Annotated in this window: 20 protein-coding genes and 1 tRNA gene; 13 read left to right on the plus strand and 8 right to left on the minus strand. The window is 49.3% G+C overall.

Translation table 11 applies throughout. The annotated features are described in order from the left end of the window. Positions 1-8: 8 nt before the first annotated feature. Both ACO0K9_RS26195 and ACO0K9_RS26200 read right to left on the minus strand, forming a co-directional pair. Positions 9-2294, minus strand: a complete 2286-nt coding sequence (locus tag ACO0K9_RS26195) for a pre-peptidase C-terminal domain-containing protein (protein WP_422990019.1) — start codon at positions 2292-2294, stop codon at positions 9-11. Between the two features lie 764 nt (positions 2295-3058). After that, the gene (locus ACO0K9_RS26200; protein ID WP_422990021.1) at positions 3059-3805 is read right to left on the minus strand and encodes an SDR family oxidoreductase; all 747 of its coding nucleotides are present in this window, start codon (positions 3803-3805) and stop codon (positions 3059-3061) included. A 320-nt stretch (positions 3806-4125) separates the two neighbouring features. Between ACO0K9_RS26200 and ACO0K9_RS26205 the strand changes: the two genes are divergently transcribed. The 5 genes from ACO0K9_RS26205 to ACO0K9_RS26225 all read left to right on the plus strand — a co-directional run bounded on the left by ACO0K9_RS26205 (position 4126) and on the right by ACO0K9_RS26225 (position 7214). After that, entirely contained in the window at positions 4126-4275 is a 150-nt protein-coding gene (locus tag ACO0K9_RS26205) for a hypothetical protein (protein WP_422990023.1), read from the plus strand. A 37-nt stretch (positions 4276-4312) separates the two neighbouring features. Further along, positions 4313-4462, plus strand: coding sequence for a hypothetical protein (locus ACO0K9_RS26210; protein WP_422990025.1), 150 nt, complete (start codon positions 4313-4315; stop codon positions 4460-4462). 326 nt (positions 4463-4788) lie between these two features. Next, positions 4789-5124 carry a hypothetical protein gene (locus ACO0K9_RS26215; RefSeq protein WP_422990027.1) on the plus strand — a complete coding sequence of 112 codons (336 nt, stop codon included), beginning with the start codon at positions 4789-4791 and terminating at the stop codon, positions 5122-5124. A 104-nt stretch (positions 5125-5228) separates the two neighbouring features. Beyond that, positions 5229-5696, plus strand: a complete 468-nt coding sequence (locus tag ACO0K9_RS26220) for a hypothetical protein (RefSeq protein WP_422990028.1) — start codon at positions 5229-5231, stop codon at positions 5694-5696. 348 nt (positions 5697-6044) lie between these two features. Further along, entirely contained in the window at positions 6045-7214 is a 1170-nt protein-coding gene (locus ACO0K9_RS26225; RefSeq protein WP_422990030.1) for a hypothetical protein, read from the plus strand. Positions 7215-7333: 119 nt separating this feature from the next. Here ACO0K9_RS26225 and abc-f read toward each other — a convergent pair whose 3' ends face one another. Continuing rightward, a complete protein-coding gene (gene abc-f / locus ACO0K9_RS26230) occupies positions 7334-9244 on the minus strand; it encodes a ribosomal protection-like ABC-F family protein (RefSeq protein WP_422990032.1) in 1911 nt (636 codons plus the stop codon). A gap of 165 nt (positions 9245-9409) precedes the next feature. On the opposite strand from abc-f, the gene ACO0K9_RS26235 reads away from it, so the two are divergent. Further along, positions 9410-9484 (plus strand) — tRNA-Arg (locus ACO0K9_RS26235). A 47-nt stretch (positions 9485-9531) separates the two neighbouring features. Here ACO0K9_RS26235 and ACO0K9_RS26240 read toward each other — a convergent pair. Then, the gene (locus ACO0K9_RS26240; RefSeq protein WP_422990034.1) at positions 9532-9894 is read right to left on the minus strand and encodes a hypothetical protein; all 363 of its coding nucleotides are present in this window, start codon (positions 9892-9894) and stop codon (positions 9532-9534) included. Positions 9895-10263: 369 nt separating this feature from the next. Between ACO0K9_RS26240 and ACO0K9_RS26245 the strand changes: the two genes are divergently transcribed. The 4 genes from ACO0K9_RS26245 to dfrB all read left to right on the plus strand — a co-directional run bounded on the left by ACO0K9_RS26245 (position 10264) and on the right by dfrB (position 15514). Continuing rightward, the gene (locus ACO0K9_RS26245; protein ID WP_422990036.1) at positions 10264-11697 is read left to right on the plus strand and encodes a hypothetical protein; all 1434 of its coding nucleotides are present in this window, start codon (positions 10264-10266) and stop codon (positions 11695-11697) included. 346 nt (positions 11698-12043) lie between these two features. After that, complete coding sequence (locus ACO0K9_RS26250; RefSeq protein WP_422990038.1) at positions 12044-13774, plus strand: AIPR family protein; 1731 nt, start codon at positions 12044-12046, stop codon at positions 13772-13774. Between the two features lie 519 nt (positions 13775-14293). Beyond that, the gene (locus ACO0K9_RS26255) at positions 14294-15151 is read left to right on the plus strand and encodes a hypothetical protein (RefSeq protein ID WP_422990040.1); all 858 of its coding nucleotides are present in this window, start codon (positions 14294-14296) and stop codon (positions 15149-15151) included. A gap of 126 nt (positions 15152-15277) precedes the next feature. Further along, positions 15278-15514: a trimethoprim-resistant dihydrofolate reductase DfrB gene (gene dfrB, locus ACO0K9_RS26260; protein WP_422990042.1), complete on the plus strand. Its 237-nt coding sequence runs from the start codon at positions 15278-15280 to the stop codon at positions 15512-15514. Between the two features lie 325 nt (positions 15515-15839). Here dfrB and ACO0K9_RS26265 read toward each other — a convergent pair whose 3' ends face one another. Next, positions 15840-16409, minus strand: a complete 570-nt coding sequence (locus ACO0K9_RS26265; RefSeq protein WP_422990044.1) for a DUF3806 domain-containing protein — start codon at positions 16407-16409, stop codon at positions 15840-15842. A gap of 392 nt (positions 16410-16801) precedes the next feature. Here ACO0K9_RS26265 and ACO0K9_RS26270 point away from each other — a divergent pair, with 392 nt between their 5' ends. Beyond that, complete coding sequence (locus ACO0K9_RS26270) at positions 16802-17296, plus strand: hypothetical protein (protein ID WP_422990045.1); 495 nt, start codon at positions 16802-16804, stop codon at positions 17294-17296. A gap of 84 nt (positions 17297-17380) precedes the next feature. Here the strand turns inward: ACO0K9_RS26270 and ACO0K9_RS26275 are convergent, their stop codons facing one another. Both ACO0K9_RS26275 and ACO0K9_RS26280 read right to left on the minus strand, forming a co-directional pair. Then, the gene (locus ACO0K9_RS26275; RefSeq protein ID WP_422990047.1) at positions 17381-19303 is read right to left on the minus strand and encodes a tetratricopeptide repeat protein; all 1923 of its coding nucleotides are present in this window, start codon (positions 19301-19303) and stop codon (positions 17381-17383) included. A 2-nt stretch (positions 19304-19305) separates the two neighbouring features. Continuing rightward, entirely contained in the window at positions 19306-19740 is a 435-nt protein-coding gene (locus tag ACO0K9_RS26280) for a hypothetical protein (protein ID WP_422990049.1), read from the minus strand. Between the two features lie 320 nt (positions 19741-20060). On the opposite strand from ACO0K9_RS26280, the gene ACO0K9_RS26285 reads away from it, so the two are divergent. Further along, the gene (locus ACO0K9_RS26285; RefSeq protein WP_422990050.1) at positions 20061-20636 is read left to right on the plus strand and encodes a hypothetical protein; all 576 of its coding nucleotides are present in this window, start codon (positions 20061-20063) and stop codon (positions 20634-20636) included. A gap of 461 nt (positions 20637-21097) precedes the next feature. Here ACO0K9_RS26285 and ACO0K9_RS26290 read toward each other — a convergent pair whose 3' ends face one another. Beyond that, entirely contained in the window at positions 21098-24088 is a 2991-nt protein-coding gene (locus ACO0K9_RS26290; protein WP_422990051.1) for a site-2 protease family protein, read from the minus strand. Positions 24089-24329: 241 nt separating this feature from the next. Between ACO0K9_RS26290 and ACO0K9_RS26295 the strand changes: the two genes are divergently transcribed. Continuing rightward, positions 24330-25415 carry a hypothetical protein gene (locus ACO0K9_RS26295; protein ID WP_422990052.1) on the plus strand — a complete coding sequence of 362 codons (1086 nt, stop codon included), beginning with the start codon at positions 24330-24332 and terminating at the stop codon, positions 25413-25415. Positions 25416-25499 lie beyond the last annotated feature (84 nt).

Here is a 25499-nt window from a genome sequence, read left to right on the forward strand (position 1 = left end):
CACTTCACTTAATCTGTCGCAAGCAAAGTCACGCCACTGATGGCGCTATAGGCTTTCACCATGACGTAATACGTACCGGCGGTAGGTGATGTAACAGTGATGCTTTCATTGCTGCTGGTACCGTTGGATCGTTGCAGATACGACGAGGTCGTAGGTGCAGAACCCAGTTTGATATACAGGTCAGCATCACCTGTACCGCCGCTGGTTGTGAAAGTCACCGATGATTTGCCAGCAGGCACAACGAAGGTGTACACCGCAGTGGCACCCGATGCCAGGGTGATGCCTGTAACAGGTACACCATTGCCCAGTACATTACCCTGTGTGGTAGTTTGGTAACTAGCCACCAGGTTGATGCCGCTAGAAGCAGTGTAGCCATTCAGCAGGACATAGTAGGTGCCTGCTGTTGGTGAGGCGATGGTGATGGTTTCAGTGCTGGTGGAACCGTCCGATTTTTGCAGATAAGTCGTGGTCGTAGGTGTGGAGCCCAGTTGCACGTACAGATCCGCATCGCCTGTACCGCCCGTGGTTTTGAATGTCAGGTTGGTGGCACCAGTCGGTACAGAGAATGTATAGACCAGGTTACCGCCGGTAGTGACAGACAAGCCCGTGACTGCAACATCCTTGGTCAGGGTGTTAGGTGGTGGTGGCGTTGTTGAACCCATGGCCGACGCAAAATTTGCCATGTTCAGACTGCCGTAACCACTGGCATAATCCCAGCCGGCCTTGGCGGTGTAGCCACCATTGCTGCCAGAAGTGATGTCGTGGAACATGCCCGGTGTGCTGGCTGCTTTTTGGTAAATCGCAGCAGCAGGGAAGGGCAGGCTGTTATTGTTCATCGATTGCACACGTGCCCAAAAGCCTGTGAAGATTGGTGCTGCCAGACTGGTACCACCGATCTGCTGGTTGGAACCACTGATAATCACCAGCGCACCGCTGGCCGGATCAGCATTGAATGAAATATCTGGCGTGCCGCGTTTGGTAGACGTCCCCAAAATGCCCGCAGCTGTTTGCCAGCTTGGTGCTGATTCATTCAGGGATGGCCCACCACCAGCGCCACCGTTGGCGGTTTGCTGGCAACTGGCTGCCGTGGTGCAAGCCCAGACCGATTCAGATACCCAGGTCGTACCCGAGGTATTGAGCAAAGTACCGCCCACCGAAATCACATAGGGTGATACCGATGGATAGCTTTGCGACGTACCAGGGCCACCGCATTCATAGGCACCCGAATCACCGGACGAAACCGAGAAGGTCTGGCCCTGTGCTACAGCGGTCTGGAAGATCTGGTCATTACTGGCCATGACACCAGAGTTGAGTGCATCGTTTTCGCATTCACCCAAAGACACATTGATGACCTTGGCCACATTGTCGGTGACAGCGCGGTTATAGGCAGCAGTGATGTCGGCATCATTGAGCGTGTTTGCTGTGTACAAGATCATTTTTTTGATCGTGCCACCTGCCGTTGCCAGGGCATCTTGCGTATCCATATTCCATTCACCGACACCGGCAGTGTCAGAGCTGGCAGCACCGATGGTAACGGTCTGCACGTTCACCGTCGGATAACCGGCACGGCTGGTGAAGGTGTTCAGATCAGCAATCGTTTGTGTCATGCTGCCTTGAGTGATGATGCCGATGGTGGCATTCACCGCGCTAGGCAAACCGCTGGCGTTATAGATGGCAGAAAACTCGGTAGGGTTATGCCCCGTGCTGGCCAGCGTGTTGGCGTTAGGCCGGACCAGGTGGGTGTGATAGGTATGCAGATTTTGCAGACCATGCACAGCCAGTACCGTATCTGACAGCGCTTGCGGTATCTGTGCATCACTCAGGTTGACCTGGACAGTACGTCCTCCTACCGAGTAGGTATGCAGATCGGTATTGAAGGCGGTCTTGACCGTCGAGGCGGCACCATCGGCGCTCACCAGCGTGCGGTTGTCTGACACGGTGATGTTGATGAAGCCACTGTTTTTCAAGTGATCAACCACGGCCTGCACCTGTGCTGCTGTCGGTGCATAGTTCGCCATGAAATCGGCACTGGAAATCGGCCTGACATTTTTCCCGTTCAGGATGCCCGTGGTCAGCGTGTCAAGTGCTGCCTTGTTGCGCAGCTTGAGCGCGACCACCACATGCGTGGGCGAACCCGCTTGCATGAGTGTGGCCACCGATGTCGATGACACGGTCGTCGGTATTCTGGTGGCCTTGGTTGCTGTCGGTGCCCATTGTGCCTGGGCAGTGCCGCACAGCATGGCCAAAGCCATCGAGACACCGGATAGTAGTTTGAAATTACCGCTGATACGCATTACTTTTCTCCTTTTTTTGATGCGAAGATATGACCGGCACCGTTTTAGCGATGCCGGCCAAGCTCAGTCACCCATCCCCGATATGGTTTGAATCCGGGATGGGTGCGTAAGCCAAAGCGGTGTGTAAGCACCGCCTTGGCCCTCCCCCAATGTGAGCATCCGTGCAAACTGCGCGAGGCTTGCCCTTCCGCTCCGACTTGCATGCCAGGAATTGATCAAATTCCTGGCATTGCAATTTTTTTAGGCAATAGTTGTCCCACTCGCAGGCGAAAGCACCTGCAAGACTATTGGTCCTGCTCAAAAATTAAACGACCTTACCGAACGACAAAACGAACGACAAAAAAGTAGCTTGACTGCAATATGTCGCTTTGTAACAAGAGGCCGATTATTGACATTGTTTAACAATATGTCAAAAACAATAAGCCATTGTCCTTTGGTAAATCTTCTCTATTTTTCACCTTGATTTTTACGAAAATCTGTTTTTTTATAGACAAAAAAGGATATTCACATAACCAAAAAGAAATGATTGCGTCGCATAAAGTGGTTGTGAAACTGCAACAATGCTGGCGGGAATGATGAAATAGCGCGGGGTTAAAAATGCGCTTTTTTGGGGCGAGGACAAGAACAGGTCAGGGCTGGGTGTCAGGAATTGAGGCGAAACTCAGGTGAAACTTAGTTTATACGTCAGCATCGTTATTGTTATACAGGCAAGAAGGGACCTGCCCACCCTGGCAGGCAGGCTTCCCACGGGTCAACACGCCTGATTATCGGCCCCCAGATACATCCACAAAGCTGCCCGTGATGTAAGACGCGGCGTCGCTCAGTAAAAAACCGATGGCAGCCGCCACTTCGTCAGGGGTGCCGCCACGTTGCATGGGGACGCCGCTTTTCAGTCTTTCCACCCGGTTGGCTTCGCCGCCGTCGGCATGCATGGTGGTGTAGATCAGACCGGGCCGCACGCAGTTGACGCGTATGCCTTCGTTGGCCACTTCCACAGACAGGCCCTTGGTCAGCGTATCTATGGCCCCTTTGGTGGCGGCATAATCGACGTATTCATTCGGTGAGCCCAGCCGGGCCGCCGCCGACGACACATTGACGATGGCACCGCCCTGGCCGCCATGCCTGCTTGACATGCGTTTGACCGCTTCGCGGCAGCACAAGAAATAGCTGGTGACATTGGTGCTGAACAGACGGTTGATGCGCTCTGCCGTCAAATCTTCCAGCCGGCATTGCTGCATCAGTATGCCGGCATTATTGACCAGCGCATCCAGCCTGCCCAGTTGCTGATCCAGCTCGCTAAACAGGCGCACGACCTCTGCTTCTACCGCCACATCGGCCTGTATGGCAATGGCAGTGCCACCTTGCACAAGTATGCCTTGCACCGCCTGCTGCGCGGCGTCGTGATTATGCAGATAGTTGATGCACACCGCATACCCGGCAGCCGCCAGTTGCTGCGCCGTGGCAGCACCAATACCGCGACTGCCACCAGTGACCAATGCGACTTTTTTCATGGCTATCTTTCCTTGTTTTATATCTTTGATTTTTTACTGCAGATTGTGCATGGAACAGGCGAGAAATATCTCATGACGAGATGGTCAACGAGATGAAGATTTTTCACCGGTGAGGAGGATGATCTGCAGGGGGCCGTGCCGTAGGAGATAACACCTGATGGAGGGGCGCGGTGCACATGGTGCACCCTACAGGGCGTGGCAATTTTTTCGGGGTATCGTTACCCGCATTCTAAAAAAACAGAACGACGCCATGCTTGACGCGGTTGTGACCAATGGTTCGTAGGGTGCGCTGCGCGCACCATTTGCACGGCAGCACATACATGAATACGAAGGAAGACAACAACCGGCAGAAGGGCGCGGTGCACATGGTGCACCCTACAGGGCGTGGCAATTTTTTGGGGTATCGTTACCCGCATTCTAAAAAACAGACCGACGCCATGCTTGATGCGGTTGTGACCAATGGTTTGTAGGGTGCGCTGCGCGCACCATTTGCACGGCACCACATACATGAATACGAATGAAGACAACAACCGGCGGAAGGGCGCGGTGCATATGGTGCACCCTACAGGGCGTGGCAATTTTTTTGGGTATCGTTACCCGCATTCTAAAAAACAGAACGACGCCAAGCTTGATGCGGTTGTGACCAATGATTCGTAGGGTGCGCTGCGCGCACCATTTGCACGGCACCACATTCATGAATACGAAGGAAGACAACAACCGGCGGAAGGGCACGGTGCACATGGTGCACCCTACAGGGCGCTGCAATTTGGCGGGCGTCGTTTTTTTATGTTCCTACGCGCGTAACGCATGAACCTGCCTTGCGGTTGACAAAAGCCTGCCGTTTAGAACAACAACACTAAGCCGCCTGCGCTGTGGTTTTTTGCGTCAACGCAGATGTGTCGGCTGGCGTTTTTGGCTTACGTAGGCTGACTACGCAAAGCAAAATAAAGCAAACCAACCCAAATACGAATAGGAAAATTATCATGAACAAACTGATCACCGCCCTCATCGCTTCCACCGTTCTGATGGGTAGCGCATTTGCACAAACACCAGCCAGCGCATCGGCCAGTGCTTCTGTTAAACCAGCCACTGCCGCCGCTGCTGCCAGCGTCGCAAAATCTGCCCCGGCAGCCAAAGTGACCGCAGCTACTGCATCTGCTACTGCATCGACACCAGCCGCACCAGTAGCAGAAACCAAGCCAGCAGTGGCAGCAGAAAAAGCAACGAAGCATGCAAAACACACCAAGCACACTAAAAAAGAAGTCAAGAAAGATGAGGCAAAACCAGCATCTGCTTCTGCAACAGCCGCTTCGAAATAAGCCACTACCTGTAGCAATCGTTCGCAACAAATAAGTACCCCGGCAGCAGACGCTGCCGGTTAAAAAAGTAAAATAAATCGCTCACATAATTGAAGGAATATCACATGAATAAGCTCCTTACTGCCTTGATCGCTTCCACTGTTTTGATGGGTAGCGCATTTGCTCAAACACCGGTAACAGCAACCGCAAAAGTCACACCGGCTGCGACGCCTGCAGTGGCCGCCACAGCACCCGCAACAGTTACCACAGCAGTCACCGCCGCAGTCACCACAACAACACCTGCGGCTGCACCAGCGAAAGCCGTAACGACTGCTACCACAGCTACGGCAGCCGCACCTGTAGTGGCAGAAACCAAGACAGTAACAAGCGACAAGGCTGTGGCCAAGCATGAAAAACATGCCAAGCACGCCGCCCATGAAAAACTGGCCCAGGGCAAGACCGATGCTAAAGCAGATGTGAAAGCCGAAGCCAAACCTGAAGTTAAAGCCGAAGTTAAAACCAATCTTAAAACTGACACCAAGGCCGCAGCAGTCACAAGCACAGCCAAGGCTGCAGCACCAGCAGCAAAATAAGTGTGGCGGCACATGGCCGCAAGCTGAGTACTACAAGTACTACAAAGTAAGTAAAAAACGACGCGCAATCACTAGCGATTGCCTGTCGTTTTTCTTTTGGCGCCGCGCTTGTGAAGTGTCATTCTTGAAAACACGCAGTGCGGCCTGCTGTCAAGCAGATCGTGCAGAAAAACAGCCCGCTTTTTTTCCCCCAACACGGTATTTCCTTAAGGATATATATTTTTTGATAGAATGCCAGCGCACTCAGGTGTGGTCTTTGTGCATTACACATACTGCAATGCAGTTTGTGCAATGCAGTATGGTTTGTTGTGAATGAACTATGTGTTCCTTTCTTTCGGAGTTTTTTTAATGGCTTTGCGTACCTTAAAAGCGGCGATTCTGGTTTTTGCTTCTGGCCTGGCGATGCATGCATCGGCTATCACCCAGCCAAGTGCAGAACAACTGCAGGCTTATTTGCATAAGCAGGTGGATACTGAAAACAGCTATTTCATCGTGCCGATTCTACCCAATGAAATCTCCAACAGTCTGGCGCACACCATGCTCGACAGTTTGTGGAAAGAAGCTGCCTACCGCGACAATATGCGCGCCTGGCTCGCCAAAAACCAGGCCAGCGTGATGGAAGATTTGCTATCAGATTGGCATAGGCACTACCATAAAGCCTTCACTGAAAGCCTGGACCTGCTTGACGATGACACCATCAAACTGCTGTGGCGTCTGAACCGCAGCAATGCCATGTATGCCATGGACCGCCAGCAATGCAGCACTCGGACCGAAGCGCAGGTTGCCGATACCGTCAGGCTCGAAGCCGAAAAGCTCATCGCTGCACAGGCAGGCAAACTGGCCGTGGCCTTGCCTAACGCACTGACGCGTGAATTTGCACGACAGAATAATCCCCGCCCAGGTGAAAAGCCGGATTCCAATTTTATCGCCAAGGTGGCCATGAAAACCCTGCCTGCTCTCGCCAAAGAATGGCCAGAGGAAGATAAAAAACGTATCGAAGGTCGCTTCTCTTATGGCTACAATCCATCCACTCCGCAAGAACTGTGTGAGTCAATCTGGGTGACCAGCCGCGCTATTTACGACGGCCATGTCGAAAAGTCAGCTGCCATGCTGTCTGCCACCATGCTCAGGCTTAGCGTGACCAAGTCTGTCTATCAAAAAGCACTGGCGCAGGCCGATGCGCCGGGTGGGGCAATGCAGCCTGCAGTGCAGGGTTTTACGCCCGGCAAGGCATTTATTTATTACCCAAGAATATTTGATAACAAAAACCTCAACGGCTCAACCACCTACAAAATTGCCTTCGATGAAAAAGGTATAGTCACCAAGGTGACGCAGGTTGCGGGCAGCGTCAAACCGCAATCACTCACCAGCATTGACGGCACGGTTTTCCCTACCGAAACCATGTTGCTGCGTATCGTTGAAAACTATTTCCGCAACGGCTCTTTTGCACCCACGTTGGTGGATGGCAAGCCTGTACCAAATGCAATCAGCCTGGGATTTACCTGGAGTTGGGATTAGCGACGGTTTGCTTTGAAAGCATAAAAAAACGACGCCGCGCATGAAGCGGGCGTCGTTTTTTCATTTCTGCCAGGGTGATTTTACTAGCGTGTTTTTGTCAGATCTTACGCAACGCAAACTCAGCCCTTACTCTTCGCCTCTATCACTTCCCATTTTTCCAGCGCTTCCAGCAATTGCTCATCAATCTCAGCATGGCGCGCATTCAATTGATTCGCCTGGTCTGGTCCGTTTTTATACAGATTGGCATCGGCCAGTTTTTCTGTAATGAATGCTTGCTCGGCTTCCAGTGCAGCGATTTGCTTGGGCAATTCTTCCAGTTCACGTTGTTCTTTATAGCTGAGTTTCTTCGGCTTGGCGGCTGCCGGCGCGCTCATGCTTGATACAGCTGCCACGGCGGGTTTTTGTTCTGCCTTGCTGGCTTTGACGGCTGGCACGGTGCTGCGATAGCGTTCCCAATCGGTGTAGCCACCAATAAATTCGCGCCACTGGCCTTCGCCTTCAGCAACGATAACCTGGGTCACCACATTATCCAGGAAGGTACGGTCATGGCTGACCAGGAAGACGGTGCCGGTATATTCTTCCAGCAATTCTTCCAGCAGTTCCAGCGTGTCGATATCCAGATCATTGGTCGGTTCATCCAGCACCAGCACATTGGCCGGTTTGGCAAACAGGCGCGCCAGCAACAGGCGATTGCGTTCACCACCAGACAGCGATTTAACTGGGGACCGTGCACGCTCAGGCGCAAACAAAAAGTCACCCAGATACGACATCACATGCTTGCGCTGGCCATTCACTTCTACCCAGTCACTACCCGGCGCAATGGTATCGGCCAGGCTGGCTTCTTCATTCAGTTGCGCACGCATCTGGTCAAAGTAAGCGATCTGCAATTTGCTGCCTTGCTTGATGGTGCCGCTGTCTGGCTCGTCTTGCCCCAGTATCAGTTTCAGCAGGGTGGTTTTACCGGCACCGTTCTGGCCGATCAGGCCCACTTTGTCGCCACGCAAAATAATGCTGGAGAAATCGTCGATGATCACTTTCTCGCCAAAACGCTTGCTGACGTTTTCCAGTTCCGCCACGATCTTGCCTGACCGTTCGCCAGAAGTTACATCCAGCTTGACCTGGCCTTGCTGGTCACGACGGGCAGTGCGTTGCAGGCGCAATTGTTCCAGACGCTTGACACGGCCTTCATCACGCACGCGGCGGGCTTTGACACCCTTGCGTATCCAGATTTCTTCCTGCGCCAAAAACTTGTCAAACTTGGCGTTTTCAACTTCTTCATTTTCCAGCAAATCTGCTTTGCGTGTCTGGTAAGTCGTAAAATTGCCAGGGAAAGAAGTCAGCTTGCCACGATCCAGTTCAATGATGCGGGTGGCCACATTATCCAAAAAGCTGCGGTCATGGGTGATGAACAGCACGCTGCCTTTAAAGTCTTTCAGCAAACCCTCCAGCCATTGTATGGATGAAAAATCCAGATGGTTGGTTGGTTCATCCAGCAGCAAGACATCAGGCGCACTGACCAGCGCACAGGCCAGTGCCACGCGCTTTTTCATACCACCCGACAGCGTACCCATGATGGCGTCTTTGGACAGGTTCAGCTTGTCCAGTGTGGTTTCCACCTTGTTGCCCAGGCTCCAGGCATCCGCCGCATCCAGTTGCACCTGGATGTCATGCATGCGTTCCATCAGGGCATCATCATTGTCACCGCCAAACTGGCCAGTCAACGCTTCATATTCCTGCAACAGGGCAGGCAATTCACCCAGGCCAGACGCCACCGCTTCAAATACACTAAGAGTCTGGTCAAACTGCGGTTCTTGCTCAACATAGGCAATCTTGATGCCCTGCTGCATCACTAGCAGCCCATCATCAATCTTGGATGTGCGGGCAATAATTTTCAGCAACGAAGACTTGCCGGTGCCATTACGCCCGATCAACCCAACCCGCTCGCCTGCCTCTATGGAAAACTCTGCATGATCAAGCAGAGCAACGTGACCGAATGCCAATTGGGCATCGCTTAATGAGATAACTGCCATAAAACCCTGTGAAACCGGCATCAGGAAGATGCGCGGACATAATTAGAGAAAAGCAGTATTGTACGCTAGGGCGGCGCGGAAACTCATCTGCTTAATTGATTGTTGCGCCCGGCTCAGGTAAGATGGCGGGCTGATTGAGAAATGCACAAGCATTTCTTACCGTGTCTCGCCGTAGTTCAATGGATAGAACGTATGCCTCCTAAGCGTAAGATACAGGTTCGATTCCTGTCGGCGGGACCAGGGCACTAAAACCCATATCCTCAAAAAACAACTTAACCCGAATGAAATCAATGGGTTAGCGTTGAAGTCAAATAGTAGTAAATCAACAAAGCAAGGCAGAAACTGTGCTTTTTGTTAACCTTTACGAACAAATTACGAATGTGACCAGCTTCAAAAAAGCAGGTAAGGTTTGGCGTGTCCAAATTGCTATCAAAGGTGGCTAAGGCAGCGATGCTGGCAAGCTCGTCGAGCAAGGAGGGCAAAGCCCATGGCTTTGAGGGCGTTGATTTGCAGACCACACTGACGTTCAAGGCTGGTGTGTAGTTCTTGTAATTTGGAAAAGGCAAAAGAGGGGTTCGATGATGCAGCTTTTGCGGACGCAATTGGGGTATGGGGTGGCCGCGATGGCCTTCTGATGGGTTTTCGTTCATTTTCACCCCTCCTAAGAGAGTAACCAGATACTTCAACGTCACCACCAGACGGGCCACAACTTCCCTTTGCGGGTCATCTATCGTTACGCACTACCCGTCCATAGGTGCACCTACGGACGTAAAAATACCGCGTCTTACTGGCGCCGGGTGGTTGCCGCTGATGGAAAGGTGTGTTCAGCACCAGCAGTTAGGTTCGTGCAGATTTGGGTGGATTGGCAATGTGTATGGTTAAGGATTGTTAAGGTATGTAATTAACAACAATTAACCATTAGTACATAGAATTATTTTGCAAATTTTGCAAAATAATTGGTTAATGAACTCATATATGACGATCGTATTAAATTTTATCTCTTTGAGATAGGGGCTTCGATGAAATTCTCTGAATATTTCAAGCTCGATAGAACACAAGCATTTCTGGATTTTGTTGATGTCCCATTACATACGGATATACCTGTGTTTTTGGAGCCGGTTGCAATTAAGTGCTTAGAGTCAGTTTGGGGAAACGAACTTTCTTCTCTTCTTCAGACTTTTTTTGAAACGATCTTACGACTAATTAAAGAAGGACATCACGAAAATGCGCAAATCTTACTTTCAAAGCTGAATGAAAGTAATGAGTTTCATCTGGGTTATTCCCGAGGAAAATCTAGGGGACATGGGTTCGGACCAGAATCAGCGAAAAATATTTGGGGAGCCCTAACAAAAAGTAGCGCAGCCGTAACTGGCTTACTAAAAGATTTGGAAGATACAGCGTTGCTATTGCCAGGGATTGGTACGGATATGATATCCGATGCACTTTGCAATATTCTTCGTGGGCCGCTTATAAAGTACACACAAGATATGTGTGTTTATTATGGCATACCACTTACGCCACAAGTTGCATCCGGCTTGACATGGAATCCTCAAACGGAACAGTGGGAGGATTTTTATGCGGATTTGCCTATGACTGATTATGGAAAAGTGATTTTGGTTCCAAAAATTTTAGTTCGACTTAAATTATCGTTTGATGCGAATGAATATTATCGACACTACATTCTCCCAGAAATGCAACATGAACATTTACAAGCGAAATCGCAACTGGTTGAAACGTTAAGAAATGGGAATACGCGAGTTACAAAAAAAGTGTTAATGGCAGAGTATGGTAAAGATAAGCTTGCAATTGTTGACCAAACGAGAGTCCGACCTCAAATTTTAGAAGACTATCGTTTGGCGAAGTCAAGGGGTGTTCCTAAGCCACTTACACTTGAGCAATTTGCCGAAATAGAGAATGAAACGTTGCCAAATCTAACGGAGATGTTGGCAACGCTCTCAAAGATAGATGTTGGAATTAAAACTGCAACGGAATATGAAAATATTATTGAACGAATTTTTTCAATGCTATTTTATCCGTCATTATGCAGTCCGACAAAGCAGTCAAAAATTCACGATGGTCGCAAACGAATAGATATTCGATACTCTAATGAAGCCAAGGATGGTTTTTTCTATTGGTTGTCTTTGCACTATTCCTGTCCATTTATTTATGTGGAATGCAAAAATTATGGTCGGGAAATCGGCAACCCTGAACTCGATCAATTAGCGGGAAGATTTTCTCCGAGTAGGGGCCGAGTCGGTATTCTCGTTTGTAGGTCAATTGAGAATAAGGAACTTTTGTATAAACGGTGTGTGGATGCTGCTAAAGATGGTCGGGGATTTATTCTTGTACTTGACGATCAAGATTTAGCAGAGTTAGTACTAGAATATACCCGATCAAAGCGCAGGCAGGAATTTGAATTATTGAAAGCGCAATGGCGACGTTTAGTTAACTAGAGGGTGGAGGGGCAGGGGTCTGAAATTCATATATTCCTGGCCTGCGTAGGTCCGATTAGTTTAACGTAATCGCACGCATTTCAAGTCTGTAAAAATATCAATAATCATTTCAAAATCGTACGTGCGAATACGCGGTGTTATTCGCACTACGCTGGCTACAACGACGACAACCAGCACTCGGTCGGCAGTGTCGAGAAAATGAGAGATGGGCAGCACAAGGAATGTGTTGTAGTACCCCACCAGGCCCCGCAGTGGCGGGCCTTGAACAGAGGCAAGCTGCATTTGTCAAGAAGATTTATACCTGAAGTAACCGTTGTTTCATGTTTGAAATATAAAGGACTATGCTATGACAATGACCCTGCGACAACAAATTGTCCAAAGTAATATCGAGCAAACTTCCAAGCATCTATCACTTTCTAACGAAGACTCATTTGTTAGGTTAGCTCATATGCTGATTACCGATCAAAGTATTCATTCCTTTGAAAAGCGTGACTTAGTTGACGGCGGACAAGACAAACAGATAGACGTCATTTCCATCATGGATGAAGCAGACGAAGGTAATATTTTTATTCTTCAGGTGAAAAATACGGGGTCATTTGAATCAAATATTTTGATTCAAATGCGTAACGGACTGCAGTGGATATTTTCAAAAACTAGGACTGACATTGAGCAAATCAGTAACAAGAATTTTAAAGATCAAATCCTTGCATATAGAGCATTGCAAAGTTCGGTCGGGCCTTCAAATATACATGTGCAAGTAGCATATGTTACTAATGCTACAGGAACTGATGTTTCCGACGAATGTAGACAGGAAATGAAAACTATCGTCGATGAATACGATAATGAAGTATTTGCGAGCTTTAAGTTTGAACTTTGGAGTGCTAATGAAATTGTAGATAGGATTAATGCGCTGGATAAAAAAAATAAGAAAATATCTACGAGTGTCAAAATAAGATATGACGCGAATACGCCGTCATTAATAAAATATCAAACTCAAGGTTTAACCGGAATTGTATGCTCGGTGCCGGCTCAAGAGATTGCAAATATAGTTAATGAAGATGTTAACGGCTACGTCTTTGACATGAATATTCGTAAATATCTTGGAAATAGAGGTAGTGTCAATCCTGAAATTTTATCTACTTGTTCAAGCGTTGAATTAAGCTATTTGTTTTGGTTTCTAAACAATGGCATCACTATTGTCTGCGACAAAATTGATCCAATTACGGATCCAGATGATCCACATATAAAATTAACAAATATGCAAATCGTGAACGGCTGCCAGACTGCGTCATCTTTAGCTAGGGCGGCGACAAAAGGCATGCTGCAAAAAGACACAAGGGTGCTTGTAAAGTTCTTTCAGGCCGGGAATAATGACTTGGTCGATAGGATTGTATTGACTACAAATAATCAAAATAAAATTTCAGGGCGAAATTTACGGTCAAATGATTTCGTGCAAGCCGATTTGGAAAAGGGCTTCCTGATTTATGATTTATTCTACGAACGAAAGCCGCGCCAATTTGATAATGAACCTAATGCGACAAAAAATAATGTCATATCGAACGACACTGTTGCTACCGCATACTTAGCAATAGTTCTGAAGCGTTGTAGTGACGCTCGAAGTAGAAAATATAAGGTTTGGGGGGAATTTTACGAGAAAATATTTGAAGGTGGAGCAGTAGAACCTTATGTTCTTTCGAGTCTTATACACGCTAGGATTAAAGATTGCCTCTTGCAAGATAAATATACCGAAAATACCGATTCCCAAACCCGATTTCTTGGGAAGAACGCATCGTTTCATATCGCTAGAATAGGATCTTTCCTATTTCGAAAAACAGATTCATGGACTAGTGTTGGAGTGCTTAAGACACAAATTAATGAGCTAGTTACTGGACAAGTTGACATGGATGATCTCACTGATAAGTCGTTCAAGATTTTATTTGACTTAGTCAGTAAATTTGATTCAAGAGACTTAAATTCAATACTGAAGTCCAATGCCTTAGATTCTGGAATTAGCCGAACGCTGCATACAACAGATCGTGACATGAGCAATTTTCCATTGGATCTTTTTAGCGAATAGGCAGGTGCTCGATCATGATTGGGGTATGTATTCATACGGGGCATGGAGCCTGTAAAAAAATAAGGAGGGAGCGGGGTCAGGCCTCTTAAGAAAACATTCTAAGTCATTGATTTTCAATGAGTAAAAATCTCGTGTTTGCTTCGGCACGATTTTCGGCAACAAGCCGATTATTACGCTGACATTCATACATTTTTAGCCTTGTCGGCGATTACGGGTTGCGAATCACCCCTACGCGAGCCGACTCTTGTGTGGCACAGAAATGGAATTCCATCTAATTTTTGATCTCCCGCTATCAGTTAGCTTTGCATTTCTGTGCCAGGGAAATCTGGCATTTTGTAACTTGTAATTACATCACCGATCATCGTCTATACGCCCTCTGTTACAAACCGCATCCTCTCTTCACACAGCCTTCGTTCTCCCTTCACAGTGGTATGTCATTCTGCCTTTTCACCGAAAAATGGAAGGGATCGATGCTCCATTGGTGATTCATTTTTTCCTCACGTGATCAGGGCATAAACCATGGATTTCGGTACAGCAGACGTAGCTTTGGTTCAATATTTTTTTCTACGTTTATCGCTCTTTGGATGGCAAAGCATGTTTGAACCTTTGTTTTGCATAGTGATGTGTTTTCTTGTGCCATTACTCTTACCATTGGGCCGATGGCTTACTGTTTTTAGCTGGTTAGTTTTAATGACTATCGTTACTAACATCATCGTGACAGTGCAAGCAATGTTGCAGTTGGAAATAGCCCATGTGGCAGATGATGCGCTGATGCTCTTGTTTTTAATAACAAGTTTTTTCTTTTTATGCCTTGGCCTGATAATCAGGTTGATAGCTGTAAAATTATTGACACGGTATGGGTACCAAGGATACGGTGATCTGCATGGATTCAAATCATGGTGGAAAGGAAATCATCCACCTACCTTGCACAGGCTGGTTAAAGTTTTTCTTTTACTGCCATTGATGATATTGGTCACCATGGTCAGCTATCTGTTTTACGCCTACGCAGAAACTCGCCCTCAAGAATATTGCGTAAAAGAAAAACGGATTATTCCCAAAGATGAACTGTGTGCAACGTTGTATGACAGCGCGATAGAGCGAGGGGATGTGCTATTGGGGCCAACAGAAAAAAACGGACGTGACTACCTGGTAAATCACCCGAATAATTGCCACGTCGGACCAGAAGACAATAGCGGCTTTCGACTGGGTGGACTATTTGAAGGTTTGTTTGAAGGTAGGCTGGAAGCCACGTTCGACTATGAGCTGCCCGACAAGGGCCCACTATATAAAGGTGACACAAATACCAAACCCACGCTTTATTCCGAATGGGACATCATAACGCCGTGCGGGGAAATTAAAAGACGTAGTGGGGTCTAAGTAAATTTTGTTAATGGTTTTGGGACTAGGAAATTTGACGGTAAAATACGCATGCAGCCGCCGAGAAATTTATGTCTGGATATGGATCAACAGATCACCTCAATACATTGAAAAGAAAGGTCAGGTATGGATCAAAGTAGCAATGAAGTCAGTACGGCAGTTGCTGGTCAGTTTGCGTTCCCATTGCGCGCCACGTTTGGCCTGGGAGATCGCGTACGCAAGAAATCTGGTGCCGCTTGGCAGGGTCAGGTTGTCGGCTGGTACTGCACAAAACTGACCCCTGAAGGCTATGCCGTCGAGTCCGAGTCTCACCCCGGTTCAGTACAAATTTATCCTGTGGCTGCGCTTGAACGCGTGGCCTAACCCCTCCATCGAGCGGAGGTCCTCCGGCAAGCTTCGCTTGCTTCCGGCCGCCGCTCATGTCGAACCTTGGGCAAATTAGTGCAAATCATTGCAAGATGAAAATATCCTACGTTGCCAACGCCAAATCCGCTTCAATCGAAAGCCGCTTGCTCATATCCAGATCAAACCGGCCAGACGGATTCACATGGCTATCCCGCTTTGAGACACAGCGATCGAGCCTATACCAGGGGTAGTCCAACATTCCTATATTTCCAAGCTTGAGAGCGATTAGGCACTAATCTGATCGCCTCTACGCGCTCTACAAAGCGGCCAGTTACGTTCTCTGCTAGTCGTTGTTTCCGCTAGAAATACCACCATCCTTTTTCATTTGGGCGATAGTGTGAAAAGTGTTGTAAATAAAATCGTATTGATGGTGTTCAATTCTCTTTGAAACTGTTGAGTAAGGAAATGACGTAATTTCTACATCTGCATTTTTTCCACGGATAGAATAATCAGTTCCATACTTATCTGTGACCTCTACCCATTCCATGTTTAATTTGCTTACCAACTCATTGCCAAGATAGCTTCCAATTATTTGAATTACTTCTTGATTGGATAATTTCTTTCCGGTTGAAGTCTGCCACGCTCTAAAAGCACGATCAAAATCTTTTAGATCTGGTCGTGAAATTGTAGGGAAGTAAAATTTGACGAATACATCGCCTTTTTTAGCTAACTCGTTTATTCGGGTTATTTCTTGACGTGTAAGAACTCTGAATTTTTGCTCGAACGGCGGGAGAGATCCTATCGAGTTTGTAATTGAACTCCCATCCGGCAGTGCCATTGTTTTTGTATCAGACGTTTGTCCCATTGCGCATTCAGAAATAATTAGAAATATTATTGAAATAACGAATTTCATATAAAGAGACCCTCGCAAATTAGGCTAAATATTTAAGATACATGAATGCAGATAAGTGGTCATTTGTAATCAATAATATCCCGCCTCCGCAGAGGGATTCGGGACAGCCCGCGTAGGTGCTATTAGTGTAACGTAATCGCACGCATGTAGAGCCTAAAAAATATCAATATCATTTCAAAATCAAGCGTGCAACTACGCGGAGCTGAAAATAGGTATTTGTCGCAATCAACTGATTCAGCCAGACCAGGAGCCAGAGATATTTTGTTGCCAATGAATTAATTTGGTACACTCATACCCAGACTGATGATGGCGGCTGTTGAATGCGGCAGTCAGTCCTTATTCCATTCGTCATCACAGTGACGATCACAACTGAATAGTTCAACGAGGGCACCATGTATTTCTGGAAAATCGATGCATTAAAGAGGCATTTGGCCCATGGCAGTTTGTCTGAAAAGCAGATGTATGGGTACATGATGGCGTATCTGGTGTTCAGTGCAACTGCGGTTGAAATGATGCGCTATCTGCCTGAAAAGGAACCCAATGCGTGGACGTATTATGGATCGATGATGAATCTGCTGATTCCTGTTGTGGGTACGATGATGGCGTTTCGTGCAAATGGAGGGGAGTCGGGTGTTCAGTTTTTGCAGCGCTATATGAGTATTTCGCTGGTGGTCACGATACGTTATATGGCAATGATTTTAATGATCGGGCTGCCGTTGGCGGTATTGCTGATAGCGATCGCGATTTTGATGACTGACTTTAAGAATAACTTCGCAGGATCGCCGCTTGAGATTGTGTCCAGTTGTGCTTATGCCTTGTTATATTTCTTTATCGTCAAGCATATACGTGAGGTGGCGACAGCACAGCAGGGCGCAGCGGGAGCCTGAAGGATGAAGATATATGTTCTTCCGATAAGGTAGTCTCTCACCGCATTCAGATAGACTGCTCTCTCGATTTTAAAATCACAGGCTTTATGGCGACTTGCCTTGACCGCCTAACTGGCTTTTGGCATCGCTCAGATTGGCAAGCAATGTCTTTGTGGATGGATGCTCGGGGCCGTAGTTGGCGTTGGAATTCAATGCGTCATAGGCCAATTCAAAATAAGAGATGGCTTTGATGTATTCTCCCAATGCGGTCCAGGCGGATCCCAGGTTATTACGGTCTATTGCTACATTCGGGTGGGTGTTTCCAAAGTTATTGATGTCGCTGGCCAGGGCCAGTTCAAAGAGGTCGATGGCTTTGCGGTATTCGCCCAATGCCTGCCACGCTGCGCCCAGGTTATTGCGTTTTATCGCTACGTCGGGGTGGGCTTCGCCATAGGTTTTGATGTTGCTGGCCAGGGTGAGTTCAAAGAGGTCAATGGCCTTGCGGTATTCACCTAATGATTGCCACGCACCGGCCAGGTTGTTGCGATCTGTCGCCACATTCGGATGTGCTTCGCCAAAGGTTTTGAGGTCACTGGCCAGGGCCAGTTCAAAGAGGTCGATAGCCTTGCGGTATTCACCTAATGCTGACCATGCCGTCCCCAGATTATTGCGCCTTGTCGCCACATCCGGGTGCGCTTCGCCATAGGTCAAAAGGTCGCTGGCCAGGGCCTGTTCAAACAGGGCGATGGCTTTGCGATACTCACCTAAAGAGTTCCATGCCGCACCTAAATTACTACGCTCAGTCGCCAACACCGGGTGGTCGTCGCCATAGGTCTGGAGGTCACTGGCCAGGGCCATTTCATAGTAGCTGATGGCCTTGCGATATTCGCTTAATGCATCCCACGCCAGGCCCAGGTTATTGTGTTTTATCGCTACGCTTGGGTGAATGTTGCCATAGATCTTGATGTCACTGGCCAGCGCCATTTCATAGTAGCTGATGGCCTGGTAATGTTCTCCCAGTGCTTCCCACACCAGGGCCAGGTTGTTGCGGTCTGTCGCTACATCCGGGTGGGCGTCGCCATAGGTTTTGATGTCACTGGCCAGGGCCAGTTCATAGTAGGTGACTGCTTTGCGATATTCGCCGAGTGAGTACCAGGCACCGCCTAGGTTATTGCGGTCTATCGCTACATCGGGGTGCGCTTCGCCATAGTTTTTAATGTCGCTGGCCAGGGCCAGTTCGTAGTAGGTGATAGCTTTGCGATATTCACCCAGTACATAGCATGCTGTTCCCAGGTTATTGCGGTCTCTGGCCACGGCCGGGTGGTTTTCTCCAAAGGTTTTGAGGTCAATCGCCAGCGCTCGCTCATGCAATTTTTTTGCATCTGGAAAATCCCCTAGCGTATAGGCATTGTTTCCGGCGGCAGAGAGATACACGGCGTTGTCAGGGTCCAGGTAAATTGCTTTTTTGTAGTTGGTATCGGCGTCGAGGTATTCCAGGTCGTGGCGTTGCAGTTCTGCCAGTTGGTAAGCGGTTTCGGCAGCGGTGTCATCGTCCTGCTCTTGTTTTTGCTTCAATAATGCTTTTGCCCTGGGAAGGTCAAAGCGTTTGCGTGCTTCCTGGATTTGTTTTGTGAGTGTATTTTTTTCATCCAGATAGGCGATGCGTTTATTCAGTTTTCCCAGTTCTTTGACCAGGTTCTTTGCGTATTCCCAGCCTTTGACCAATTTTTCCTGATCAGATACATGGCGTTTTTCTTGCGTATTGATGGTGTCGAGATTTTTCTGGATTTGCGTCTCCAGATTCTTGACTTTGATGTCGTAGTCGTTGATCTTCAATTCGTCTTCAGGGTCGCCAAAGACACTGACAATACCGTTATTGACGGCAATCTGAAGGGTGCCGCCGACCACATTGATGGTGCCTATGTTGGTGGCCACCTGGACGCAATCGTCACCCTGGCAGCTTTGTTCAATTGCCTGTGCATTTGCAGAAATGATCAGGCAAAAGTACAGCAGGGCAATTGCTTTCATGGTTATTTGCTGGCCGCCGCTTGGCTGGCAGTTGATTGACTGGTCGTTGCTTGGCTGGTAGATGCGTTATCGATATTCAGGGTGCCCTGGTTCACTCCAACCTGGGTGCCATTGTTGCCGCTGTTGGTTTGAATGACTGGTGACTCCTTTGGCGCGCCAGGTGCAGCGGGCGTCACCAAAAATACAGTGGCAAACACCGCCAAAGCGCCACCGGCCCGCAATTTGAATTTATCGATGCCACCTTCCACATGAAGAAAACCGGCCAATATGCCACCGACACCCGCAGCAGCCAGGGCCAGCACGACCTTGAAAGTGTCATATTGCGTCGGTGTAGGGTTAGGGATGAACACGTTCAGCACTAGCAGGGTGATCACAAATACCACGCCAAAAATAAATCCGGCGATTTTTTCCCACGGCGTTGGTTTTGGTTTGGGCATGTTTTTTTCTCTATCGGAGGTGATTGGATTGATTGACTATCGAGGGTCTTGTATTTAAATTATGCCATTGTTGTAATGGCATTGGTTAGTATGGAATAACTATATTTTTATACAGTGTTGTAATGTTGGGATTTGTGCAGTGAATTTCAGATTCTCTGTCTTATCAAGAGACGCGGAGTGTTGCAGGGATGTGTCGGGCATTGTTGTGAAAATTGTTTTTCTGGTGGTGCTCGGTTATGCTGCCAGCAGTAAAAACTGTAGAACGCATTACCTTCCTGTTGGTGAGATGTGCTCACCCTCGCTTTAGCGGAAATCTGCCGATGATAGAATATTCTCTGGGTACCTTGCCGTTTCGTGACGGCGTCGTTTTCCTGTTTCCCAATCACCTGTGCTGCAATTGCGGCAAGACCACCGACCTGACGACCATAGAGCAAGATACCAGGCGCACCAGTTATATGGTGGGGGGCGGGACGGAAATCACCTTTCAACTGCCTTTGCCTTTCTGCACAGACTGTGCGCCAACGGCAAGCCGTCGCCCGAAAAGCATCTTGAACTGTCTACTGATTTTTATTGTCGCCTTTGCGGTATCGGCACTGGCACTGATCATCATTGGCGACATGGTCTTGAATAGCGCATTGATCGCCCGTTACCTGCTGCCGTTTGCTTTGGCCCTGGCGGCCCTGGCCTGTGCCGGTATGGGGGCGCTGACACGGCCCAAAGGCAAGCAGACCAGTTATTTTCAGCCCGTGCGCATACCGCGCCTGAAACAAGAATTTGTTTCTGGCGAAGTGACTGCCATCGGGTTTTCTTTCAGTAACCTGGCGTATGCCAAAGCCTTTGCCCTGGTCAACCGTGAATCGATTGCAAAAAAGCTGGTGACGCTGGAAGGTATTTAGCCTTATTGCGAGTGAGGCAATCGAAGCAATCGAAGCCATTGTGCAAGGTTTTGTTCAGCATGCGCTTGTCTGCGTTGTACGTCTGTTCAACTGGTGTTGAACAGAAATGGCATGCGTGTTATTCATTGATGCACCTTGTCCATAGGCACGGTGCTGGCGACGCTGGCGGGCTGGTTTCCCGCCATGGCGGCGCTGGTGTGGACTTGCATCCGCATATTTGAAACCCGGACGGTACAAACATGGTTAAGCAAGCGACAGCGTCACCGATAAGCCTGTCCTGATAACGATGGGCGCAGCAGGGTGGTGAAGCCACCTGCTGCCACCGATCTTACTGCGCGAGCGTGATCGGGGCTCATGCGCTGCTCAAAATGCTCATGTACTTAGAGTACATTCCGCTTTTTGCGCTGCTCTTCACCCCGCTGACGCTCGCTCGCTACAGATCGTAAACAGGTTCTTATCACTTATCCAACTGCGGCAACCAGGCTTGGTGTGCATTTGATTTCGCGTTGTTCAATATCGAGCAGGGTTTGCTGGAAGAATTTTTTCCAGCCGTTGTCAAACACGATGCTGCGGCACGCCAGTTCATCGGATGCTGGTTTGGCCGTCTGCGGCAGGCGGTTGCGTGCCTGCTGGACGGCGTTGCTGAGTTTGTCGGCGGTTTTGCCGGCTTCTTCTGTTTCACCCAGAGCACGCTGGCTATGTACCAGCATCAGGTCTGCCTGGAAATTGCTGGCCGGTTGCCCGCGTTTGATGAACAGATCAATCAGCCAGTTGCCTGACGATACCTGGTAGCTGTTATTGGCAGCCTGTGCTTCCTGTTTGGCGGTTTTATAATCCTTTTGCAGGGTCGCGATCATCCAGTTGATCTGGTGGCTTTCGTGCCTGGCAAAATCATTCATGCCTTTATCGTTGGTGGCTTCTTTCAAAAACGGGGCCACCAATTGTCTTGCTTCATCCAGCCGGTTGGTACTGACCATCAGCCAGGCCCGGTCTGTTTTCAACAAATTGCAGTGGTAATTATCACCAAGCTTATCACCAAGCTTGTCACTGAGCTTGTCGCTTATTTTGTCATTTGGCCTGTCGTTCACTTCGGGTGAACAGTCAAAGTCGGTTTCGGCGGCTTGCAATTGTGTTTCTGCATCTGCGCGGCGTCCTGCTGCATACAGGCTGCGTGCCAGCACCTGGCGTGCTTGCAGCAATTGCACATCTTCCTTCTGTTTGTCACTGGAAAGCAAAGTGACTACTTCTTCCTGCAGCACGATCTTGCCCGGATTATTGGCGGACATATCGCGTGCCTGCAATATCTGAGCCAGCAAACGGCTATCTTTCTTATCTTCCTGCGCATGCAGTCGCGCCCGCAAAATGGCTTCGGCTTCCAGCTGGTACTGGGCTATTTCTGCCTCATTCTTTTTGGAATCTGCAGTATCATCCGGGCCCGACCAGTTCATCAATGCCGTTGCGACAGAAAACGCGGCATCGGCATGGGCATAGGTGGGTTGTATCGAATTATTGTTTTCGGCGTAATACAGCCTGGCGATGCGCAACGCGTCTTCGGGATCGATTTCCTGCGATTCTTCCAGTGCTGCCTTGATGACGTCGATACGTCCCGGGCCTTGTGCTGCATCTATTTTTTCTGCGCGCTGTTTTCTTTGTAGCTGTATGTCGGCTTCTGAATTATGCACGGCCGCCTTGCGATCGGTTTTGGCTGTCCTGGCTGATTTGTCGGTGTCGATGAAAGTGCTGGCACCTTGTCCGGCAACACTCAGCATGGCACCCGGTGCGGCATACATCAGGCCACCCAGGGCAACCAGCGGCAGGATAATGCAGCTCAGGTACAGTACCAGGCCGACGGTGCTTTCTTTCCAGCCCGGCAGGCGTCCCAGGTAACGTGGCAAGAGGGTCAGGCCGACATCGAGCTTGGTCGCATAATTCCATTTGCTGAAGCTGGCCTGGCCCATGAAATCATACAGGCGTCGTGCGGCTCTGCTGAAGCGTTCGCCAGGTGCCGGTCTGGCCTGGTCCTGCTTCAGTAACAGTGAAGACGCTTTGGCAACGCGGAAATGCAAGGGTGAACCCAGCAGCATCAAGATGCCTAGGCCGCGCAGGATATTGTCACCGGTGTTCAGGCCCGCCAGCAACAGCAGGCCACCGCTGGCGACCGAGAAGATGAAGCGCAGCCACGGCAGGCGGCCCACGATCAGCAATTCAATCACGCGCCCACCGTCCAGCGGCAAGACCGGCAAGAGATTAAAACCATTGATAAAAAACGATGCCATGATGGCCGTCATCAAGTACGGTGCCCATTCCATCGTCAGCAGTGAAGGTATGAAGGTAATCGCCGCCAGTGCCCCCACCGATAACAGCAGGCCCGGCATGGGGCCGGCCAGATAGACCAGCAAATGCGTGAGCGGCCTGGCTTCATGTTTCTCGCCGCTGGTGACACCGCCCATGCCCGGTACAAAAAATACCTGTACGTCGCGGAAACCGGCCAGCTTCATGGCCAACCAGTGGCCGCCTTCATGCAGAGCGATGACCGCCGCCACGACTAGCGCGCCATCCAGCCCCCACCACCAGGCACCGACACCCAGGAAGGCCAGCGCCGACAGGGTAAAGCTGACGTACTGATACCAGCGCGGCGCGCGTAACGAACGCAGGGTGCACAGTGTACGTACAAAGGCAAAGCGGTCACGCGCCAGGCTGGCGGCATCCAGTGCCGGGTTCAGCGTGGTGACGGCAGCGGTTTTTTTCTTGATGCGCCAACTGTTGAGTCGCATGCGCCAGGCCAGGGCCAGGGCCGGTAAAAAGCGAAAGCCGTAGACGGCTTCTTCCTGCACGGTGCCGCGCTGATAGGTTTTTCCTTCTCTTTCCAGCCTGACCATCCAGCGTCCGGCCAGGTTTTGTGCAATGGCCGGTGCATCCATATCGTCCGTGCGTTGTTGCAAGACGGCTTCACGCGTGTGCAGGTGGGCCGCCAGTTGCCCGGCAAAATCGTCTGCATTCGCATCCTGCACCCAGACCCGGTCCGGATAGGGGATCATGCTGTGCAGCAGCTTGTTGACGGTCAGCAGGGCATTGCCGTCGATATAGGTATTCCACAGATAGACGTTGTACAGTCTGCCACCGCTGCTTGATTCGGCAGGATAGACTTCAGCATGCACATCTTGCCCCAGGTGGTGATACACATCCACATAACTGTAGGGCATATCGCCGGCGCAGATCATGGACCGTTCACGCCAGCTGTGCATGTAGCGGAAACCAGCCTGTTCCAGTTCGGGACGTGCGGCATCCAGCACCGGCGTGAGTTCACCGAGGGCGCTACGCACACATGGTGTCTTTAGCGGCGACCACAGTTGCAACTTCAATAAGCGATTGGTAGAGATCACCAGCGTGACTACTTGTACTAATAGCACAATGGCGATGAACGTCGCCCCCAAACCCAGAACCAAATCCATTTATTTCCTCACTGCATTTTGCCTATCACGCATTTTCAGCGAAATGTGACGAAAAGGCGAGTAAATAGCGGACGATCATTCACATAATCAAGCAAAAGCTTTCCTGGAAGGCTGGCAGGTAGGCAGTTTTCCAACAATTGCGGACCGCGCAGGGATTTCGGCACTCTGAAATTGATAAATTGCCAAGCTAAAAATACAGGTATATATTGGCAAATCCAAATTTCCATTACAGGATCATATGATGAAATTGTTTTACACCTTGTTTCTCTTATTCTTTGGCATGACAGTGCAGGCCGCCGAATTATCCTATGCCGGTGTATGGAAAGGTAGCATCGGTGATAACAAGCTCATGGTGTGTTTCAGCTCCTCTGTCGGTGCGGAATTTTATTATTTGCGAAATCTGCGGGGGATATTGCTCGAGCCGTTGGACCTGACACCTGACAAAGACACTACTGATTGGAAAGAAACCAATGGACTCTATGGCGACGATCAAAAGATCACAGGCTTCTGGGCTGTTTCAGGCATAAGCCCAGGCGCTGCCGTTACGACGCTGGACTTGACCTGGATCAGCCCGGACGGTAAGAAACAAATACCATTCAAGTTAACGAAGGCGCCTGTCATGACTAGCCCCAGAATTCCCGAGTCCGATATTTGCGGCGCTGCCTATTACAAGCCCCTGGAAGATGATTTGCCGCATACCAGCAAAGATCTGAAGTTCGAAGGCAGGGAATACCGCAGCATTTCCACCCCTGCCGCTACGGTATTTGAATTGCCTGCCAGTGTGCCCGGTAGCAAGAATTTCAACGACTATACCCGCAACTGGTTAAAGGACTCTGCAGATTGGTTTTATACTTGCCTGCGTAACGGCGCCAAAGAATCAGACTGGGGCCGGGGTTTTGAACCACTGGTCTGGACAGACAGCAAACTGGTGGTGAAAAACTGGATGTCTGACATTGCTTGTGACGGCTCGCATGGACTGGCTTATGAGATGTATGAAACCTTCGATCTTCGTACCGGAAAAATGATCGATACCTGGACATGGGTCAAACAAGGCGATAAGAATAAGGGCGGTGAAAATAAACAAAAAACACCTCTGAACGCGCTATTGAAAAAACTCAAGAACCAGAAACCGGAACGGTGCATGATGGGCGGCGATGCTTTCGATATAGACGACCCCTATGCAGGCAAGAGTGGCATGGTGTTCCGCTTGTCTCATTTAAATCACATGGGCTTGTGTGAAGACACAATCATCATTCCCTACAAACAAATGATGCCTTTCCTGACACCTGTGGGCAAGGCTGCAGTGGCAGAGGTTTTGCAGCCTTAAGCTTTCCTATATTTCTATATTCCTTCCGCTTTCTTGATGGCCTGTCAGGTGACAGGTCATCACAGTCAAACCTGATTCACACGA

The sequence above is a fragment of the Undibacterium sp. Ji50W genome (assembly GCF_049340445.1).
Taxonomy (GTDB): domain Bacteria; phylum Pseudomonadota; class Gammaproteobacteria; order Burkholderiales; family Burkholderiaceae_D; genus Undibacterium.

What these genes read in the sequence shown, in the direction of transcription:
- ACO0K9_RS26195 (WP_422990019.1), bottom strand. Translation starts at nt 2,294, where the DNA reads ATGCGTATCAGCGGTAATTTCAAACTACTATCCGGTGTCTCGATGGCT.
- ACO0K9_RS26200 (WP_422990021.1), bottom strand. Translation starts at nt 3,805, where the DNA reads ATGAAAAAAGTCGCATTGGTCACTGGTGGCAGTCGCGGTATTGGTGCT.
- ACO0K9_RS26205 (WP_422990023.1), top strand. Translation starts at nt 4,126, where the DNA reads ATGAATACGAAGGAAGACAACAACCGGCAGAAGGGCGCGGTGCACATG.
- ACO0K9_RS26210 (WP_422990025.1), top strand. Translation starts at nt 4,313, where the DNA reads ATGAATACGAATGAAGACAACAACCGGCGGAAGGGCGCGGTGCATATG.
- ACO0K9_RS26215 (WP_422990027.1), top strand. Translation starts at nt 4,789, where the DNA reads ATGAACAAACTGATCACCGCCCTCATCGCTTCCACCGTTCTGATGGGT.
- ACO0K9_RS26220 (WP_422990028.1), top strand. Translation starts at nt 5,229, where the DNA reads ATGAATAAGCTCCTTACTGCCTTGATCGCTTCCACTGTTTTGATGGGT.
- ACO0K9_RS26225 (WP_422990030.1), top strand. Translation starts at nt 6,045, where the DNA reads ATGGCTTTGCGTACCTTAAAAGCGGCGATTCTGGTTTTTGCTTCTGGC.
- abc-f (WP_422990032.1), bottom strand. Translation starts at nt 9,244, where the DNA reads ATGGCAGTTATCTCATTAAGCGATGCCCAATTGGCATTCGGTCACGTT.
- ACO0K9_RS26240 (WP_422990034.1), bottom strand. Translation starts at nt 9,894, where the DNA reads ATGAACGAAAACCCATCAGAAGGCCATCGCGGCCACCCCATACCCCAA.
- ACO0K9_RS26245 (WP_422990036.1), top strand. Translation starts at nt 10,264, where the DNA reads ATGAAATTCTCTGAATATTTCAAGCTCGATAGAACACAAGCATTTCTG.
- ACO0K9_RS26250 (WP_422990038.1), top strand. Translation starts at nt 12,044, where the DNA reads ATGACAATGACCCTGCGACAACAAATTGTCCAAAGTAATATCGAGCAA.
- ACO0K9_RS26255 (WP_422990040.1), top strand. Translation starts at nt 14,294, where the DNA reads ATGGATTTCGGTACAGCAGACGTAGCTTTGGTTCAATATTTTTTTCTA.
- dfrB (WP_422990042.1), top strand. Translation starts at nt 15,278, where the DNA reads ATGGATCAAAGTAGCAATGAAGTCAGTACGGCAGTTGCTGGTCAGTTT.
- ACO0K9_RS26265 (WP_422990044.1), bottom strand. Translation starts at nt 16,409, where the DNA reads ATGAAATTCGTTATTTCAATAATATTTCTAATTATTTCTGAATGCGCA.
- ACO0K9_RS26270 (WP_422990045.1), top strand. Translation starts at nt 16,802, where the DNA reads ATGTATTTCTGGAAAATCGATGCATTAAAGAGGCATTTGGCCCATGGC.
- ACO0K9_RS26275 (WP_422990047.1), bottom strand. Translation starts at nt 19,303, where the DNA reads ATGAAAGCAATTGCCCTGCTGTACTTTTGCCTGATCATTTCTGCAAAT.
- ACO0K9_RS26280 (WP_422990049.1), bottom strand. Translation starts at nt 19,740, where the DNA reads ATGCCCAAACCAAAACCAACGCCGTGGGAAAAAATCGCCGGATTTATT.
- ACO0K9_RS26285 (WP_422990050.1), top strand. Translation starts at nt 20,061, where the DNA reads ATGATAGAATATTCTCTGGGTACCTTGCCGTTTCGTGACGGCGTCGTT.
- ACO0K9_RS26290 (WP_422990051.1), bottom strand. Translation starts at nt 24,088, where the DNA reads ATGGATTTGGTTCTGGGTTTGGGGGCGACGTTCATCGCCATTGTGCTA.
- ACO0K9_RS26295 (WP_422990052.1), top strand. Translation starts at nt 24,330, where the DNA reads ATGAAATTGTTTTACACCTTGTTTCTCTTATTCTTTGGCATGACAGTG.